Here is a 17731-nt window from a genome sequence, read left to right on the forward strand (position 1 = left end):
TATCATAACGACAATTATACCGATTTAATCTTTGTTCGCAAGGTTCGCTGTTAAGAAATCTGGCAGGCTTTGGGCTGGGTGACCCATGATTTTGCGGTAATCATCCGTGACCGTCGCCAGCAACCCCTTGGCCCCACCGGCGTACATGGAGGCTAGCATGTGCCCTTCGTTGCCCTCATTGTACATCTCTTCAAATTGTTTGAGCGTTACTGGTGCATAACCAATGGTTTCATTTGACACTTGGCTTAAGACTTGGGCCAAGGCGGGCATGGTGTAGGACCGTTCCTGCGTCAGCGTGTACATCGGTTGCGTCCACAGACTTGGTGTGACGGCGACCTCTGCGAAGGCTGCGGCACTGTCCGCTAAACTGATGAAGCTCAGCGATGCATCGCCCATGGGATAGATGACGTTATGGCGTTCAATTAATTCTGGTAAATAAGGCACCAGCGGATCGGCGTACAGCGCATTCCGCAAAATGGTGTAGGAAAGGCTGGATGAGGCTAACCGCCGCGGCACGTACCCGTAGAACGCGGACAGGTCAAATGGATTATCTGCCTGGTCCGCAATGAAGCCCATGACCAGTAAGTGCTTGACCTGGGCCGTCTCAGCTGCGGCAATCACATTTTCAAACTCGGTCACCCGGCTAAAACTCGTGTGGGTCTTGCTGGGCACGTAAATAGCGACATCGGCGTCTTGAAGACTGTCGGCGATACTGGCTTGGTCACGATAATCCAACGGTAAAACCGTCATCCCCTGTTGGGCAAACGCAGCGGCTTTCGCTGGTGTGTGCACACCCAAGGTGATTGTTTCAGCGGCAACTCGCTTCCCTAATTCGGTCACGATTTGGCTGCCTAAATGGCCGGTGGCCCCGGTAATCACATACTTTGTCATGGTTCATTCCTCATTTCCTTTTGATGTTACTTTAAATGTTACACCATTTTGTTTTGACGTCAAACATTTAGTCTCAGCTCCCAGCATATTAAGCGCTTTCCAACACGAAAGAGACTATAATAAGGGTTAGGTATTAACCCTAAAATCAATATAAACAAGGAGTGAGTAACGTGGTTCAACAATTAGCAGGTAAAGTTGCAATCATCACGGGTGCCGGGTCCGGCATGGGGAAGTCCATGGCCGAATTATTTGCCAAGGAAGGCGCCAAAATTGTCGCCGCCGACATCAATGAAGACCGGTTAAACGAGGTTGTTAAGGCCATCACCGACGCGGGTAATGACGCCGTCGCCGCTGTCACCAACGTGACGAAGGAAGCCGATGTCGTCGCCATGGTCAAGACGGCTGTCGATAATTATGGGCATTTAGACATTCTGGTCAACAACGCCGGGATCATGGACAACATGGCCCCTGTTGGCACACTGACCAACGAGTTGTGGGACCGCGTTATGACGGTCAACACGACCAGCGTTATGTTGGCAACTCGGGAAGCGCTGAAGCTATTTACGAAGCAAAAATCCGGGGTCATTTTAAACATCGCTTCCGTCGGTGGCATTGGTGGCGGCCGGGCCGGTGCGGCTTACACGGCTTCGAAACACGCTGTGGTCGGCTTGACCAAGAACACCGCCTACATGTACGAAAACGTTGGGATCAGAACCAACGCCATCGCCCCAGGTGGCATCAAGACCAACATTGCCGAATCCATGAAGGGGATTGACAAGGAAGGCATGCAACGGCAAAGTGTCGGCATGCCACTTTCACCAGAACCCGGAACCGGCGACGAAATCGCCCAAACGGCGCTGTTCTTATGTTCAGACGCCGCAAGCTACGTCAACGGGACGGTTGTGCCGGTTGATGGTGGGTGGACTAGTTACTAGAGTGCGGAACGAGCCGTTTAGACTCTGAGCATTAGCGAAGAAAGGGCTTCTGGTCGACAACGTCGGCCGGAAGTCCTTTCTTTTGCTAAGCGCAGGAGTCTGGCTCGTGTAGCACGTTTCAGAGGAAGCATATTTCCGGATATCAAGGCGAGAGAAAATCTAACGCCCCAAACCAATATCAACAACCGCACCTCCAAGAAAAAGTCCTTCCACCCCACTCACCCACCAAATTGACGTATCCCACCGTAACCGGTAAACTAATCAACATGATTAGTCGGTAAGGAGACGATTGGGTAAATGATGTGGTTAGTCTTTCTAATAATTGGGTTCTTAGTTGGCCTATTGGTTATTTCAACCGGGGGTGGCGGCGCGGCCATCTACTTAGGTCTGTTGACCAGCGTCTTCGGGCTCGCCCCAGCCGTGGCGGCATCCACGTCCCTATTTACGGCATTCCCCTCGTTAGTGGTCGGCGCTTATGGCCACTATCGCACCGGTCAAATTCACTTTAAGGTCGGTAACCAAATGCTGATGACGGCCATCCCCGCAACGGTAATCGGCGCGCTACTGGCCCCCTACATTCCCAACGACGTCTACACGTGGATTGTCGCCATTATCTTGACCGGCTTAGGTGTGCAGGTTCTGGTCAAACGGTTCCTGACGCACGCCAGTAAACCCGCGCGCCATCAGGGTTTGCAGGCCGCTATTTATGGTATGTTGAGCGGTATTATGGTCGGTGTGGCCGGACTGAGTGGTGGCGGGCCCATTATTGCGGGACTCCTGGTCCTCGGTCTAGATATGTTACCGGCCGCGGCCACCTCCTCGTATGTTCTAGTCGGCACCTCGTTGGTCGGTCTCCTCTTCCATTTGTCGGCCAACAACATCGACTGGCACGTCGGCATCGGCCTGATGATTGGTGCAGTGCTCGGCGCCATCTGTGCGCCCCGTCTCCTGATGCACGTGAATCCAGAAAAACTCAACTACTACGTCAAACCCTTCATGGGCGTGCTCCTACTCGTCATGGGCTTACGTATGATTCTCTAAAAGACTTCCAAACTAAAAACAGGCTTTGACCCACGCAAACTAGCGTGAGGCCAAAGCCTGTTTCTGTCTATTCTACTGAAATGCAACGATTCATGTGACTCAGCAACCACCGATTCAAAACCACCTGTTAGAAATCTCAAGAAACAAGACTGCCAACGACGGTACTAAACCAGTGTAAGCCGTGAGGGCGTCCCAAATGGCTTCAGCCGTGGGAGTTCTCTTAGTGACGGTTTAGGCCACTTAGAGAACTGGCGTCTTTGAGACGTGACTTTCGGCTCAAAGCGAGTCTGAAGACCGCTTTTGGGCTTCAGGCGTCCGCCCACCGCGTTCCGAGCCATTTGGGACGCCCGGTAAGGCGCAAGCACCCGCTTTAGTACCGGCGCTTGCGGTCGACGGCGATGCCGGTGGCTAATAACGTGCCCGCCAGTGCAAACCCAACAGCACTCAACCAGCTATCGTTAGCTTCGCCAGTTTGTGGTAAGCCATCAGACAAGCCCAAGGCCTGTAAGATATTGCCCCGAACGGATTCCAATTGGGCAACTAATGTGGTGTCACCCTTGGCCCGAGCAGCGGCGATGGCAGCATCCACCTTGTTCAACAAGGTTTCTTCAGCGGCCGTGTTACGCTCAGCCTCAAAATCAATCAAGTCGTCTTCAAAGTCTTGCGCCATGTCTTCCGTGTATTCTGGGTGTTCATGCTCGTAGGTTAAGTTCTCGTCCCCACCGTTAGGTTCGCCTTCAGGCTCCTCGGTGTCAGGATTTTCTGTGTTCGGTTCCTCAGTATTCGGGTTCTCAGTGTTAGGACCTTCAGTCCCAGGCGTTTCGGTGTCTGGACCTTCTGTGTCAGGACCTTCCGTACCAGGAATTTCTGGCATTTCAACATCGATACCAGGGTGTACAGGGATTTCGAGGTCTTCTTCACCATCGCCGTCCCCGTCGCCTTCGTTGTCCTTGTTATCTTGCAAGTCCCAACGGTGGGTTTCGGCGTTAACGATGACCTTGTCCGCGATGATGTTCCCATCAATGTTGGAGCTGGCAACGACCGTAGCGGATGGCGCTAAGATACTGCCTTGGAAGGCCTTCTTAAAGTCCAACGTCCCGGTGTATTGCTTATCGCTGGCGCCGCTGTTGTAGAAGTTCCACAGCAGATGGTTGTCCCCAAAGTCTTCCGTTTCGTGATTGTCCCGGTCGGACCCGTCACTGTACTTGATCTTAATTTGAGAGTTGACGTCATAATCCGCCGCACCACCGGTATCCACGTTGATGATGACAGTGGTCCCATCAGCGTCTGGTGATAAGCCGGAGATGGTCAGTGGCGTATTGCTGTTGAGCACGTCCGGTGTCAAATTGATGACGATTTGGCCGTTAGCGTTTGGCGTCATGTCACTGATATCAATGACCCGGTTGTTCTGGTCGTCAAAGTCGCTGTTGGAATAGCTGGCTTCACTCTTTTGATTGGCCAGGGCTTCGTTCAAGGCCTTCAGCTTGGCAAATTCGGCGTCAAAGTCGATGTACGTTTGACCGTTTTGGTCTTGGTAAACTTCCTGCGCCAATAAGTGGTCAATGTATTGGCCGTTGACCATCGGCCGGTTCGGGTTGCTGATATCAATTTCAATGCCTTTACCGAAGATGACCTTGTTTTCCCGAGTTGAGCCCCCGGAAACGAAGGAGCTGTTGGCAATGTTGGTAATGTTCTGTATGTAAGAAATATCCTTGTCGAGCAGTTCTTCAATGATGTTAGTCCCGAAGTTCACGTTCCCAGTCAAGTTTTGGACGGCCACGTTCCCGTTAGTGTGGGCGTTCAATTCGGCTTCACGGGCGAAAATGTGAAAGACGGAGGAGACCCCAAGAATGTTGTTCAGATCAGGGAAGTCATCGTAAACACTGCCACCGGCTTGAATCCCAGAATCCGCGTAAGGTTCAAACGCACTGGTCTTCGTGGCGGTTCCGGCAAGCTTTTGGAGCATGTTGGTAATCGTTTGCTTAGCGGCTTGCGGCTTTTCAGAACTAGCTAAACTGGCAACCACGGCCTTGGCACTAGCCGGACTGGTGTGGGCGTAAGTGACCGTCTCAGTCGTTGTGGCCTTTTTAACCGTCTTCCTGATTGACTTCTTAACTAACTTGTTTGCCTTGAGGCCTGGCTTCAACGTGCCCTTTTTCAAGGTCGTCCCTGGCCGAACGCTGGTCGTCTTCACCGTCTTGGCTGAAGATGAACTGGTCGATTGACTGTTAACTGAACTATCTTGTGCGTCAGAACTGCTTTGTTCTGAGGACATTGAAGATGCGCTCGTTGACGTTGATTGGCTACTAGATTTGCTTTCATTTTGTGAGGTTGCCCCAGTTGATTCTGCCTGACTCTCAGAACCTGCAGCGGCCTTAACTTCAGTCGTATCGCTGGCGCTCGATGTGTTCGTGTCGGCATTGGCAGTTACCGTGGCCCCCGCGCCTAACGTGACTAACATCACAGCGCAAGCGAAGACCCAGCGACGGCCACTCTTATACATTTTGAAGTGTGTCCGTTTCGTTTCCATATCGATTAAATCCCTACCTTTCCCAAATAAACTCCACCCCCATTTTGGGCCTTCTTAAGGAAACAATCAATATAAATGGTGAAAATATTTTGAACAAAAACTACTTAATCGTCCGTTAGTTTACCACAATGACCATTTTGGCTAAAAAGTTCACAAGAAAAGGACCCGCTAATATTTAGCGAACCCTCAGATAATTAACATTTATGGTTATTCGTGGTGCTTAGCAGTAAAGCCCATGCCGAAGGTGGCGATGATCAAGGCAATCCCCACAGCAAGCAGACTAGCGCCGCTCCGTTCGTTGGTTTGTGGCAACGTCGTCTTGGCCTGGTTGGGCGTTGTGGTAGCTTGTTGTTGACCGCTAGAAGCCAGTGCCTTTGGGGCAACAACTTTAGCTGCCTGACCCTTGGACTCGGTGACTGGTTTAGCAGATTGACGACTTGGCTTTGCGACTAATTGGTCAGCCTGACCAGCCTTGGCAACTTGCTTAGTTTTAACAGGCGTCGTAGTGTCAATTGTCGCCGCGTCCCCACCGGTTTGTGGGGTGGTGGTAGTGTCCGGATTGGTGTCCGTTACAGCTTGAGCTGCATCGCCGCCATTATCGACTGTGAGATCAGGCGTTGTGGTGTCGGTACCTGGGGTGACGGTGCTGGTACCCGTACCCGGATTGGTGTTGGTATCTGGATTTGTGGTACCAGTCCCTGGGTCTGTCGTGCCGGTGCCAGGGTCAGTGGTGCCAGTCCCTGGGTCAACGACAGGATCTTTGGCGTTAGTTACGGTGAAGGTCAAATCAAAGTTGTAATGATTGGTCTTCTGATTGAAGACCTCAATGGTGTAGGTACCATCGGGTGTCCTTTCAGCAGCCACAATGTTAAAGCCAATCGGGTTGTCCGGATCGGCCTCGACCGTAAAGTACAAATCTCCTGGAGTACCTAAATTGTACGCAACCATCGGATCGGTGAGGTCCAGTTGACCATTCTCATCCTGAACACCTTTGATCACATCAGTAATTGGGTCAAATGAACGGACTGTTGGGGTGATGATGTAGTCTTTACCGGTAACGGTTTGATACATAGAGTTGCCCAAGATCCCCATGTTTTTCTGAATCCCCGTGACCAGATTATTATGGCTGAAATCGTACATCCCAGTATACCCGCTCATGTCTGGAATATCCGTTAAATGGTTGTATCCCAGATATAAGTATGTCACCTTGGGAATCGTCGTCAGACTGGGAATCGCGCCAGTCAGTTGATTGTTATCCATTTGAAGAGACTTCAAGTCAGTAAATGCCGAAAGGTCAGGAACCTGTCCAGTTAAGCCATAGTTACTGACAGTCAGCGATGTTAATTTTTTATTGTTAGCCAGCAAGTTAACGAGCGCTGTCGCATCCATAGTGCCGGTTGCAGTGCCTTTATTGTAAAGTTTCAAATAGGTTAAGTTAGGCGCAAATGAGAAATCAATCATGCCAGAAGCCGGGACGTAGCCGTAGTAAGTAAAGCTAGTCAGATTCGTGAAATATTGCAGACCTTCTAGACTTTGGGCGTCAGCGAAAGTCTTTGATGAGTCAGGTGAAAGCACGGTCGCTCCTTGGACATAAGTGGCCAGATTGCTATCATCTACAGTCGTCTTGTTCGTTTTGCTCAAGGACGCTTCAACCCAGGCCCGCAAGTTTGCATCCGGCATCCAAACAGACGCATCAATGCTTGGTGCTTCATCCCGTAACAGGGAGTCACTTTCAACCACTGACTTAGCAGCGCCAAGATTGCTGACGTCTTCTTGCTTGTCCCCATTAAGATTCTCATCTACTGGTGCTTCTAGAGGTTCTTGTTTAACTTTATTTTCAGGTTCTACTGAGTTTTGGAGTTGCTGCTGGTTTTCTGGTTGCCCTTGGTTTTGGATATCCTTACTAGAATCATCTTGCTTGTCACCAGCTACATTATTTGGAACATCCTTATCTTGGTCAACAGGTTTGTTAGCATCTTCGACATTGGCATTTTTGCTATCGTCATTGTTGATGTCTTTGTTAATATCCTTATCGGTATCGACCGCACCCGCACCGTTTGCAGAACCATCGCCTTTGTCTAAAGAACCTGAATCGCTGTTAGCTACCGGAGTGTCAACTGTGTCGCCGACTGCTGGATTTTGCTCATCAGCTGCTGGTTTGACCACGCTTGTTTCTGGTTCACTCGCGTTATTGGTATCAGCTTGTGCCGTTTCGTTGGCCCCCACCAGACCCAAGCCGAGACTCATAACCGTGATGCAAGCGAAGACCCAGTGTTTGCCTGCCTTGTAGCTCTTGTAGTGTTCCTTTGATTCACTCTTTAAGTTCCGCATGATAACTTCCTCCTCATTGATTTGTGTTGTTGCGTTCGCCCTAGTCATTGATTTAATTGTAACATTTCAGTAAAAGTGGATAGCCTTTTCTATATCTACATTGTAGTCCGATTCACAACAAAATCAAGCTTAATTGTCAGGCGATAAAACTAATCACACTTGAACCGTGTTTTCATCAAAACAATTAATTTTGATAATGATGAATCCCCGTTTCGTCAATGGTTTTACCTATCTTGCATTAAAAATTATCTAACACTTTCATGCCCGGTTATACACGGCTTTTAGGGACAAAATCAGCTGTCTGTCGTTTAAGTCCAGAATCGTCATTTTAAATAATTTTAGTGCACCCTATATTCGTTATTTTTCTTTACTTTACGCAAAAAGAACACCCCTACTCGGCAGTGTTCTTTGGCTTTGGTCATATAAGTTCCCTAATTCTTTAATCTTTTCCACGATACGCCAATCCCCAAAAGGCAATCAGCAGGCCAATCACACCCAGAAGCTGGTAGGCACTTTGCCCATCCGTCTGCGGTAACAGTGTGTTGCCCTTGGACTGCGCTGTCGTTGGCATGACGGGTGGCAATTTGCTGGGATGTGGCTTAGCCGGTGTCATCGCCTGATTGGTCGTTTCTCCATCCACTTGGTCAGCCGCACTGCCGGCAACACTAACTGGTACCGGCTTTACCTGATCCGGCTTACTCCCAGTATCCACCTGATCTGGTTGCTGACCGGGCGTGGGCTTCGTGGTTGGAGTCGTTCCCCCATCAGTTGGCGGCGTCACAGTCGGGGGTGTCACGACAGGAGGTGTGACAACTGGAGGCGTGACACTAGGTTTTTCCGTTGCATTCTTCCGATAAACATAAGTAATTTCGATGGGCGTTTCTATATAGACACCTTGGGCATTCTCCGGCGTTTTACTAAGCGTATAGTCCTTTATTTTTAGCGGGGTTGTGCGGTAGGCGTCATCGACATACCCCATTGGAAGTTCATGATCCTTCTCCAGAGAGTTTCCTCCTTCATCTTGGTAATGAACGGTAATTTTTCCCGCCTGTTTAGCTGTGGTGTAGGGCTGAATCACGTACCATTCGACGTCTGAGTCATCGGAAACCACATCCCCCGGCTCCACATCTGCCATCGCCACCAAGTAGTAATAATTGGGAAGCTGTATTTGGTGCTCCTCTAAAGGCTCCGCATCCCCTGGCTTCTGGTCCGGAATATTAACGTAGGTCAGATTTCCCCAATCGTTCTCGTCAATATCTCCCCCCAGCAAAACATCATCATTGGGAATATTGTGATAGATATAGCGATTGAAATAATAATCATTATGGTTATTCTCATCAATATGAAAATCCATAATTTGTTCAACCCATTCCCCAGGACTATACAAGCCGGGGAAATCTCCGCTGGGCAGATAGTAGGGGGCCAACATATGGGCCGTCCGTTTTTCTGGGTCGACTTTAATCGTAGGCAACGTAATATACTGTTCCGTAATCGTTAATTGCCAAAAGTCTTTGCCATTGAGCGGCCGGAAATCCGAGATTTGATTAAAGGTTAAATAGAGTTGTTCCAGGTTATTCAGATTTTTCAACGGTGAAATATCTTTGATTCGATTGTTATCGAGAATGGCTGACCGCAAGTGTGTCAAGCCAGCTAGTGGTGAGAGGTCCACGACATCCCCAAACACTTGATAGGGGCTATTATTCGCCAATCCTCCGCCTAAGGCAATGTGTTCCAAATTCTTGGCATATTCGATGCCCTTGAGAGAGAATTCTGTGTGCCCATCAATATATGTACTAATTCCGCTTGATTCCGCATTACCTGTAATGCTTAGGGCATCTAGACGCAACATATCCTGTTGCGTAATCTCATTCTCGGCCGTCCAGGTTTTATGGTCTGCCTGTGGCTCACGCCGTAGCTCCGTCAAAACGGCCGTCTGTAGCGTCTTATTTGGCATCCACTGATCAATCGCTGCTTCCGTGCGCTTAGGTTGTTTGGGTAACGCATCAGTTTTCTCACTCACGACTTCTGACACCGGTGTCGCCGCAACCACTGCGGTCGTGGACTGTTGGTCATCAACTGGTTTATTGGCCTTAACCCGCCTTAACTTATGCTTGCCGGGCTGAGATAAAACGACGCCGTCACCGCTTAAAGCCAACGGCGCTACTGTCCCCGGATCTGCAACAGTTCCTGGCTCCACTGCAGTCTCATCCTCTGGTCTAGATTCAGCGTTGGACGCTCCCGGTTCTAATTCTAGACTCGTCGGCTTCGATTCTTCCTTCGTCTCCGCCGTCACCACCGACTCTGCCACCGGCGCGGTATCGGCCACCTCATCTGCCTCAGCGACCGTCCCCGTGGTCAGCTGCCAGCCGAGTCCGGCCAACGTTGCTGCCGTCCATAACCCATACTTCTGCCAATTTTTTCTTCGTCGTTTCCCCAATTGTCTTCCCCCTAAAGTTCGTCAACTAGTGCCGTGTCACCGAAAATAATTATGTTAATAGTGGGACCTGCCCACCATTTCGTTAACAATTATTATAGTGGAGTGGTCGGTGAAAATCTACTATAATATTAATTATTTATAATATAACGATTGTCTTTACCCGCGTTTACATTTTGACAGTAAAAAGCCTCAACGTCCTAGACATCAAGGCTTTCATCCACTCACTTATTCACTTTTCCGACGAAAACCTAGCCAGCCACCAATAGTCGTCGCGGCTAGTAACGCCACGCCCCACCAGGCTGAGGTTGCTTGGTCGTTGGTCTGTGGCAGGGTTGTCGCTGGGGCTGCGGACTTCTGTGGCGTGGCAGTCGCGCTATTAGCCAACTGAACTGGCTGACCGCTGACCGTTGCCCCCGCGCCGCCTTCATCCTGGGCCGTCGTCACGGAAACGCTTGGTTTCTGATCATCATCCCCATCGCCAGTCGCCAAGTCCCCGTCGTCACCATCATTCCCATCGGTGATAAGGTCCCCACCACCGCCAGTTTCTAGCTTTTCATAAACGTAGGTGATAGTGCCATCTGCGTCGCCAAAGGTCCCGCTGGCATTTCCTGGCGTGGTCACCAGCCGATAGCCGGTCACATCTAAGGCACTCGTCGAATACGTGGTGCCTGGCTTCCCGCTAATCGTCTGGCTAGCGGCGATGTTGGTGCCATCCGCCAGCTGATAGTAAATGGTCATCGTGACATCCGCAGCCGGCGTCACGACCGGTGGAGTCACGGTACCGCCGCCATCCTTTTCATACACGTAGGTGACCTTAATGGCCTCGCTACCGTACTGACCGGTGGCGTTTTCCGGCGTCGTTTTCAACTTGTAGCCCGGAATGTCTAGTGGCGTGGTCGTGTAGTCTTCCCCGACCATCCCCGTTGGCAGCGTCACATCCTTGGCGATGGCGTTGCCCTGCTCGTCATGATGCTGAACGACCACGGGCGCCGCGTCCTCCGCGATATCGTAGCCCTGGGCAACCACGAACAGGTAACTGCCATACGAGTCCGAGCCATCCGCCCGGCCCGTCAGAAAGTAGTTATTTTCCTGTGGATCGACTGTCACGGTCGGATACTCCGTGATGCCCGGAATCTGTGGCTTCAGCTCCGTATAGTTCAGTCCGCCCTGACCGTCACTGACCCCAACCCCACCGGTGAAGTAGAAACGGTAGGTAAAGGCGCCGTTGTAGTAGAAGACGGGGTCGGCGATTCGGACCGCCACCTGCTCCAGCTGAATCAGGTCGCCATCAATCGTGATAAATTGAATCTTCAGGTGGGCACTCAGGTCCGTGGCACTCACCTTAACGGGGTCCAAAATCACCATTTGTGAGCCCGCATGAAAACTATTATAGTTGATGCCCTTTAACGGTGAGAAATCATGGATACGGTTGTACGACAGCAGGAGTTCTTTAAGGTTTGTCAAATTGGCTAGTGGTGTCACATCGGTGATTCGGTTGTGTTGCAGGTCCAGCTTTTCGAGCTTAGTCAACCCCGCTAACGGCGTCACATCAGCGATGTCACCATAGTAGGCCCCCGGGGCCGTGTTGAAATTTCCAGCCCCCATGCTTAACGACGTGAGGTTTGTCGCATATTCCAAGCCAACCAGTGAGAACTCAGTCTTGCCATCGATATAGGTGCCGGCCCCACTCTGGATTGACAGGGTCTTCAACAGCGCCATGTCTGCCTGAGTAATGTCATCGACGCTGTTCCAACTCTGACCTGGGTTCTGAGATTTCAGATTTTTCAAAACGGCCTGTTGGAGTGTGGTGTTGGGCATCCACTCGCTGATAGCGGTTGCCCGCTGCTGATGCGCCAGCTTCACCGTGGCCGGCTTGGCAACCTCGGCCTTGACCAATTTCACGGCCTTCAACTCGGTCGTTGCGCCGGTCTGCTTGTGGGTCTTGGGCTTGGCCGTTTCTGAAATAGGCACGGCCGTTTCCGGTACGGTGTCGGCCGCGATAGGCTCGGCAGTCTGTGGATCTTCTGTCGTGACATCCGTCGCTGGTTTCTCTGGCGTGGTGGTCGTCTTGTCTTCGGCTTCAGTTTCGAGGTCGCCTGCTGTTACCGAATCGTTTATGGTACCGCTTTCATTTTCAACATTAGTAACCGTCTCTGTTTCTGTCATGGTTGGATGACCGTCAACGTCTGGTGTCGTGAGCGTCACTTCTTGATCCTGATGGGCGTTCGTCGTGGTCGTCGTCTCTGCTTTGGCTGGGGAAGGTGTTTCACCAGTGGTATCCGCTTGGACACTCTCTGGCGCCGCAAACGCAAGCGCTGCCGTTAAAACGCCGGCAAACACCCACGTGCGCCCCTTCTTATACATCTTCACCCGGTGTGTTGATTCATCCCGTTTAAGCACATTAATCCTCCTCAATTTGTCGGCATCATTGCCGGTAGCAACAGTGGTGTAACGAAATCGATAATTAGTGTGGTAGTTGGTCATCCTTAACCACCCCTAGTATAACCGGTTATCGCTTGAAAAGCCAGCATAGGATAAAACATTAATAGTGTAGTTCGTCACTTGAATTAGTTCGACCCACATCTATTTTTCGAGTATGTTAAAGGGCGCCAATGGTTTCGTTGGCGCCCTTTTGGGTTGTAATGCTTTGATTATTGCTCTTTATGCTTCAACTTTAATCCAAATAGTCCCAAGACCATAACTAACAGCGCAATACCCCAAGACTGTGAACTTTGCTCGTCATCATTGGTCTGCGGCAAACTACCCGTCACTGTCTTCGAAATATTTGGCTGGTCTGTCTGCTTACCAGCCTTGAACACCGCTGTGGTAACTGCCTGATTACCATGACTGCCAGTTAAAGTATCTGTCTGGTCACCCGTTTGAGGTTTCTTCGCCGGTATCTGTTTGTCAACGGATGGCGTAATCGCTGGTTTATTCAGTTGCGTCGTTGGCCTGTCTGTATCTGGTGTAATTTTATCTCCAGTTCCACCAGTCTTCTCGTAAATATAGGTGACCGCAAAGTCCTTGTTACCCAATGTACCACTGGCATTAGCTGGCGTCACAGATAATTGATACCCATCTGCTACCTTTACGGCGGGACTAGTCGTATAGGTATCCCCCACCTTACCCGTGACAGTTACGTCCGGTGCAACCATGGTACCATCCGCTGTTTGATAATGAACAGTGACTGTAATTTTTTGCTCAGGCGTAACGACTGGTGGGGTAACAGTCCCAGTGTTCTTGTTATACACGAAGGTAACCTTAGTTGGCTTGTCCGTGAAAATCCCTTGAGCATCCCCTTGCGTTTCTTTGTAAGTATATCCGTCAATATCAAGGTAATCTATATTGTAAGCTTTTCCAATTTGACCAGAAATTTCTATGTTGTCGTGAATTGGATTTCCAGACTCATCCTTGTAGTACACGGCCACGGTTGTCATCGTAGCCTTTTTATAAATGAAATCGATTGGTTTGGGCGTAGGAGAAAAGATTCCTGTGATTGTCGACGGTGTCTCATAACCAGCAATATTTGGTGCGTCAAAGCTAAATTTTTTCCCAATCACTCCATTAACTATATTATTCGGCCTAAGTGGCTTGCGCTGCTCATCCAAATATCTAACCGTGACTGACACTAAGCTATCACTAATTTCGTACGGCTGTACCACCACAATAAACGGCTCACTAGTGCTAGCAGGGTAAGCATACGTTCCAACCATGTAAAATAGCAGCTGATTGGGCACCACCTGTGCACCACTATACTTGGAAAAGGGATAGAGTCCATTGTTCTTCAAATTGGTATAAACTAGCCCGCCATCTTTCTCTGTTGCAACACCACCACGTCCACACAACCAAAACTTTTCAGTCGAGGGCGTTATATACTCGGCAGGAACAAGCGTTGCTCCTCCTCCTTGAATCAGCGGCGCCAACTGTCCGCCAGGAAGATAAGCCCTAAATGGCATTTCAGCAGTTCTCGTTGCGCTTGAAACGTAGATTTTAGGCAACGTGATAAACTGTGATTCGTAGTTGAAATATGTATACTGATTTGGATTTAGTGATGAAAAATCCGAAATTTTGTTGAACTCCAATTGCAGGCTAGTAACATTCTTTAAATTTGCAAGTGGCGTCACATCAGAGATTGAATTACATTCAAGCCAAACCGTCTGTAATTTTGTTAAATTTTTCAATGGTGAAATATCTTCAATTCCAGAGTAGATGGGTGACAATGCATCTTGTGCTTGGGCTAACCCATTAAATACAATGCTTGTAAGATTAGTTGCGTATTGAAGGCCTTCCAAAGAATAGGGTGTGTGCCCATCAATCCATGTTGTTCCACTGCCATTCAAACTGGTTAGATACAACATGTCCGATTGCGTAATATCTCTAACATTTTTCCATCTTTTGCCATTGGGTGAAATATTATTCAGTGTCTTTAATATTTCTGCCTGCAATTTAGTATTTGGCATCCACTCGTCAATCGACTCCTCAGTCTCAGCAACCGGTTGGACCACCGTTACAGCAGATGTTTGTGTTGACGGGATTGACCGCAACTTTGGATTTAATTTCTGGATCTCAGGTCCCTTGTTTACTACCACAGGGTTTGAATCATCTGGTAGCGTGGCTTGTCTGTCAGATTGATTCACCGATGCTACTGCTGTGGGCTTCTCAGTCACTTTATTTTCATCCACTGAGTCAGTCTTTTCCTGCGATGAAGTGTCAGTACTCCTTATCCCATCCGAATCTACGCGATTTGAATCTTTAATCGTTTCTGAGTTTGATGGTGTTTGCGGATCTGCAACAGGTGTCTGCACAAAACCTTCACCGTCTTTGGTAGCTTGTTTATCAGCTTCATCCGTTGCCGGATCTTTTTCAGTGACAGTCAACGTTTGCGTCTTCTGCTGATTTAAAATTGTCTCCTGGTTAGAGTCCGCCATAACATTTTCCTGATTAGCACCAGCATCGGGCACAACATCCGCAGATACCGGCTGACTATCCAAGATTCCCCACACCAACGAGACCGCGACCGTGGTCATCACTAGCCATCTTTTATCCGCATTATACATTATTTTATATTTTCTAATAACTTTGTCCATATAAACTCCCCCTATTCAGTCCCTACTCTCTTATCCAACTTGTAAGCAGGCTATAACGGCCATCTCACAAAATCATTATATGAAATATCCACATAGCAATCAAGTAAATATGTGAAACCTTTCTTCTTAATAACTAATTTTATATTCTAGTCTTACTTTAGCAATAATCATTACCGGTTTAATTCAATTCCAAATAAAAAACGAGCCAAATATCATTCAGCTCGTCTTAACGTGATTGCGTACTTTATTTATAAATTGAAACCAATTTAATACAGCCATCCCGGCTAGGGCCACTGCCTACTCGTTATCATCCTCATAGCTCACCGCGTAAAACGCTCGGTAATCTGTCGGTGTTTTCCCGGTCAATTGATTGTCTGGTAGCGTGTAAAAACCAATGCCTACCTGAGGTGATGCTTGCCAACTGGACAGTAAATCATCAAAAAATTCTGCCATGTTTTTAACCTGACTGGTGTAACTCGTCCCACGACTTAATCGTTGATTAAAATCACTAATGGTTATGTAGGCCATGCTCCCATTCATATGTGACGTTCCTACATCAATCTTCTGAATAGCCGCCAAGCTATTTGCATCCCGATTCAAGTAATTTTGAGCTTCTAACTGAGAAAGCTGGTTTGCCTTGGCTTTAAATTTAAAATTCGGTCGCAACTTCTGCTCGTAAGCAACAACGTCCCGATCAAACTTCGCGGTGCTTTTAGCACTGGTCAAATCAAGCTTCCCCTTCAGAATCGGTGTCTGCCCAGCATTGCCCAATCCAGGTGTGACACCGGCTTTCAAATAACCGCGCCAGACCCAGCCGCCAAACAAGCCGTCAGAAGTCTTAACGTGATAATAGATGCGCGATTTCCCAGTTGCTTTCACCCGAACCTTCTCATGCGCATCGGTGAAAAACGTATGGTGGGTCAACGTATCTAATGTCGCCTGGTAGCGAATCCCCAGGTGTTTGGAGTAACGCGCGCCCGCAGCCCCCGTTGGATGATAAGCCTTGCGGGCCATACTCCGCCGCCACACTAATTTAACTGAATTCGCGCGTTGCTGAGAATAATGTGCCCCCATGAGCAAAGTAGCAGCTGTAGCGGTCGTCCCCGACATCATCGACCCAACCACAATTCCCAACACCCATAATTGTTTCACTGAAATTTTCATCTTCTACCTCCCGTTATGTCCTTAACTTTAGCAGATGTAGCCCTGGTTACCAAGCCAAAATTCATCGTTCTTTAAGAAGGTCATGACAACAATACTTTATTAAAATTTTTATCCTGAAACCAGACAGGACAATGGTTCAAGTCTGTTTGCGCACTCTCGACCCTTAGCAGATTGAAAAATGCCCCTCTCACGGTATTATTCCGGAAGATAGGACATTTTTGCGTCAAAAATTTCATTTTAAATTCAACAATCCCTACCCTAAACCCGCTGCTTCCGTGTCATCAGTCGTTGAATCGCCGGCATAATCAAGAGATCACGGACAAAATAGGCCATCGTCAAGGTACTAAAGAAGCTCAGGACAAACTGCGTCACCGTCATGTGGGCCAGTGTTCCGTTCATCAAGAGCGCGCGGGTACTCATGGTAAAACACATCACCAGCAGCATCGTCCAGCTACGAATCGTGCCGGCCCTTAGCTGAATGGCAGACGCATTGACCAGCGGCCGCGTCCCTATTTTGACTAGCAACGTACTCAGATTACTGACGACCAACACATTGAGGACAAACGCAAATAGAATCGTCGGTCCGACAGACAGTCCAAACACCCGCCACATGTTGGCATTGATCCCCATATTTTTTGCCATGCCTAGCCAACTCATGCTGCTAGCCATCCCCGTGCACATCAAGAAAGAAAAAATCAAGCGCTGTTTCAAAGTCATTTAAAATCCTCCCATAGTTGATAAATCAACTATTAAAGAATAACCGAATTTAGTTTATTTGTCAACTATATGTTATGCTATACTAAACAAAAAGGAGGCCGTTGTTTTGGATATCACCAAGATTGGCAAGTTTATCGGCGCACTCCACCGTCGCTTTCAGATTGCCATGAATCACGAACTGACGCTACCCGAGATCAATGCCAGCAACGCCAATTTTCTGCTCTTCATCAATGAGCACGATGGCGTCACGGCTAAACAAATTACGACCGAGCTTGCCATCAATAAGGGCCTAGTGAGCCGCGAATTGACCCGACTTGAACACGCCAGCTACATCACCAGAACCCCCGATGACAGCGACCGCCGAATCACTTGGATTCGCATCACGCCTAAGGGAAAGGCCGCTTGTAAGACGATTCGTCAGCTCAAACAGTCGCTTTGGGACCAGGTTCTGGGCGACGTCCCTGCCAACGATGTTGAACTGGTCTATACGCAGTTAGAAGCCTGGAGTGAACAGGCTAAAAAGTTTGATCAGACTAAATAAACGCCAAAACAGACAGTCATGGCTCGACAAGTATCTTTGCCGAGCCATGACTGTCTG

General features: G+C 48.9%; 11 protein-coding genes. 3 read left to right on the plus strand and 8 right to left on the minus strand.

Annotation, left to right across the window (positions count from 1 at the left end):
- Window positions 1-24: 24 nt before the first annotated feature.
- Complete coding sequence (locus tag JUF22_RS00105) at window positions 25-891, minus strand: SDR family oxidoreductase (protein WP_203642252.1); 867 nt, start codon at window positions 889-891, stop codon at window positions 25-27.
- 170 nt (window positions 892-1061) lie between these two features.
- Between JUF22_RS00105 and JUF22_RS00110 the strand changes: the two genes are divergently transcribed.
- Window positions 1062-1826, plus strand: a complete 765-nt coding sequence (locus JUF22_RS00110) for a glucose 1-dehydrogenase (protein WP_125764699.1) — start codon at window positions 1062-1064, stop codon at window positions 1824-1826.
- Between the two features lie 297 nt (window positions 1827-2123).
- Window positions 2124-2867, plus strand: coding sequence for a sulfite exporter TauE/SafE family protein (locus JUF22_RS00115; protein ID WP_203642254.1), 744 nt, complete (start codon window positions 2124-2126; stop codon window positions 2865-2867).
- 370 nt (window positions 2868-3237) lie between these two features.
- On the opposite strand, the gene JUF22_RS00120 is transcribed toward JUF22_RS00115, so the two are convergent.
- The 7 genes from JUF22_RS00120 to JUF22_RS00150 all read right to left on the minus strand — a co-directional run bounded on the left by JUF22_RS00120 (window position 3238) and on the right by JUF22_RS00150 (window position 17133).
- Window positions 3238-5397 carry a collagen-binding domain-containing protein gene (locus JUF22_RS00120; RefSeq protein ID WP_203642255.1) on the minus strand — a complete coding sequence of 720 codons (2160 nt, stop codon included), beginning with the start codon at window positions 5395-5397 and terminating at the stop codon, window positions 3238-3240.
- Between the two features lie 207 nt (window positions 5398-5604).
- The gene (locus JUF22_RS00125; RefSeq protein WP_203642257.1) at window positions 5605-7728 is read right to left on the minus strand and encodes a KxYKxGKxW signal peptide domain-containing protein; all 2124 of its coding nucleotides are present in this window, start codon (window positions 7726-7728) and stop codon (window positions 5605-5607) included.
- Between the two features lie 439 nt (window positions 7729-8167).
- A complete protein-coding gene (locus tag JUF22_RS00130; RefSeq protein WP_203642259.1) occupies window positions 8168-10165 on the minus strand; it encodes a MucBP domain-containing protein in 1998 nt (665 codons plus the stop codon).
- 225 nt (window positions 10166-10390) lie between these two features.
- The gene (locus JUF22_RS00135; RefSeq protein ID WP_203642261.1) at window positions 10391-12565 is read right to left on the minus strand and encodes a MucBP domain-containing protein; all 2175 of its coding nucleotides are present in this window, start codon (window positions 12563-12565) and stop codon (window positions 10391-10393) included.
- 251 nt (window positions 12566-12816) lie between these two features.
- Window positions 12817-15252 (minus strand): MucBP domain-containing protein, encoded by a 2436-nt coding sequence (locus JUF22_RS00140; protein ID WP_203642262.1) that lies wholly within the window; start codon window positions 15250-15252, stop codon window positions 12817-12819.
- A 297-nt stretch (window positions 15253-15549) separates the two neighbouring features.
- On the minus strand, window positions 15550-16416 hold the full coding sequence (locus tag JUF22_RS00145) for a hypothetical protein (protein ID WP_203642263.1): 867 nt from the start codon (window positions 16414-16416) through the stop codon (window positions 15550-15552).
- 258 nt (window positions 16417-16674) lie between these two features.
- Window positions 16675-17133 carry a DUF2798 domain-containing protein gene (locus tag JUF22_RS00150; RefSeq protein ID WP_203642264.1) on the minus strand — a complete coding sequence of 153 codons (459 nt, stop codon included), beginning with the start codon at window positions 17131-17133 and terminating at the stop codon, window positions 16675-16677.
- Between the two features lie 106 nt (window positions 17134-17239).
- On the opposite strand from JUF22_RS00150, the gene JUF22_RS00155 reads away from it, so the two are divergent.
- Window positions 17240-17674 carry a MarR family winged helix-turn-helix transcriptional regulator gene (locus tag JUF22_RS00155; protein WP_203639134.1) on the plus strand — a complete coding sequence of 145 codons (435 nt, stop codon included), beginning with the start codon at window positions 17240-17242 and terminating at the stop codon, window positions 17672-17674.
- The last annotated feature ends 57 nt before the right edge of the window (window positions 17675-17731 follow it).

The sequence above is a fragment of the Levilactobacillus lanxiensis genome, assembly GCF_016861655.1.
Classification (GTDB): Bacteria; Bacillota; Bacilli; order Lactobacillales; family Lactobacillaceae; genus Levilactobacillus; species Levilactobacillus lanxiensis.

Bases quoted from the DNA above. Each gene is read 5' to 3' on its own strand.
- JUF22_RS00105 (WP_203642252.1), bottom strand. From the start codon at position 891: ATGACAAAGTATGTGATTACCGGGGCCACCGGCCATTTAGGCAGCCAA.
- JUF22_RS00145 (WP_203642263.1), bottom strand. From the start codon at position 16,416: ATGAAAATTTCAGTGAAACAATTATGGGTGTTGGGAATTGTGGTTGGG.
- JUF22_RS00140 (WP_203642262.1), bottom strand. From the start codon at position 15,252: ATGGACAAAGTTATTAGAAAATATAAAATAATGTATAATGCGGATAAA.
- JUF22_RS00150 (WP_203642264.1), bottom strand. From the start codon at position 17,133: ATGACTTTGAAACAGCGCTTGATTTTTTCTTTCTTGATGTGCACGGGG.
- JUF22_RS00115 (WP_203642254.1), top strand. From the start codon at position 2,124: ATGATGTGGTTAGTCTTTCTAATAATTGGGTTCTTAGTTGGCCTATTG.
- JUF22_RS00125 (WP_203642257.1), bottom strand. From the start codon at position 7,728: ATGCGGAACTTAAAGAGTGAATCAAAGGAACACTACAAGAGCTACAAG.
- JUF22_RS00120 (WP_203642255.1), bottom strand. From the start codon at position 5,397: ATGGAAACGAAACGGACACACTTCAAAATGTATAAGAGTGGCCGTCGC.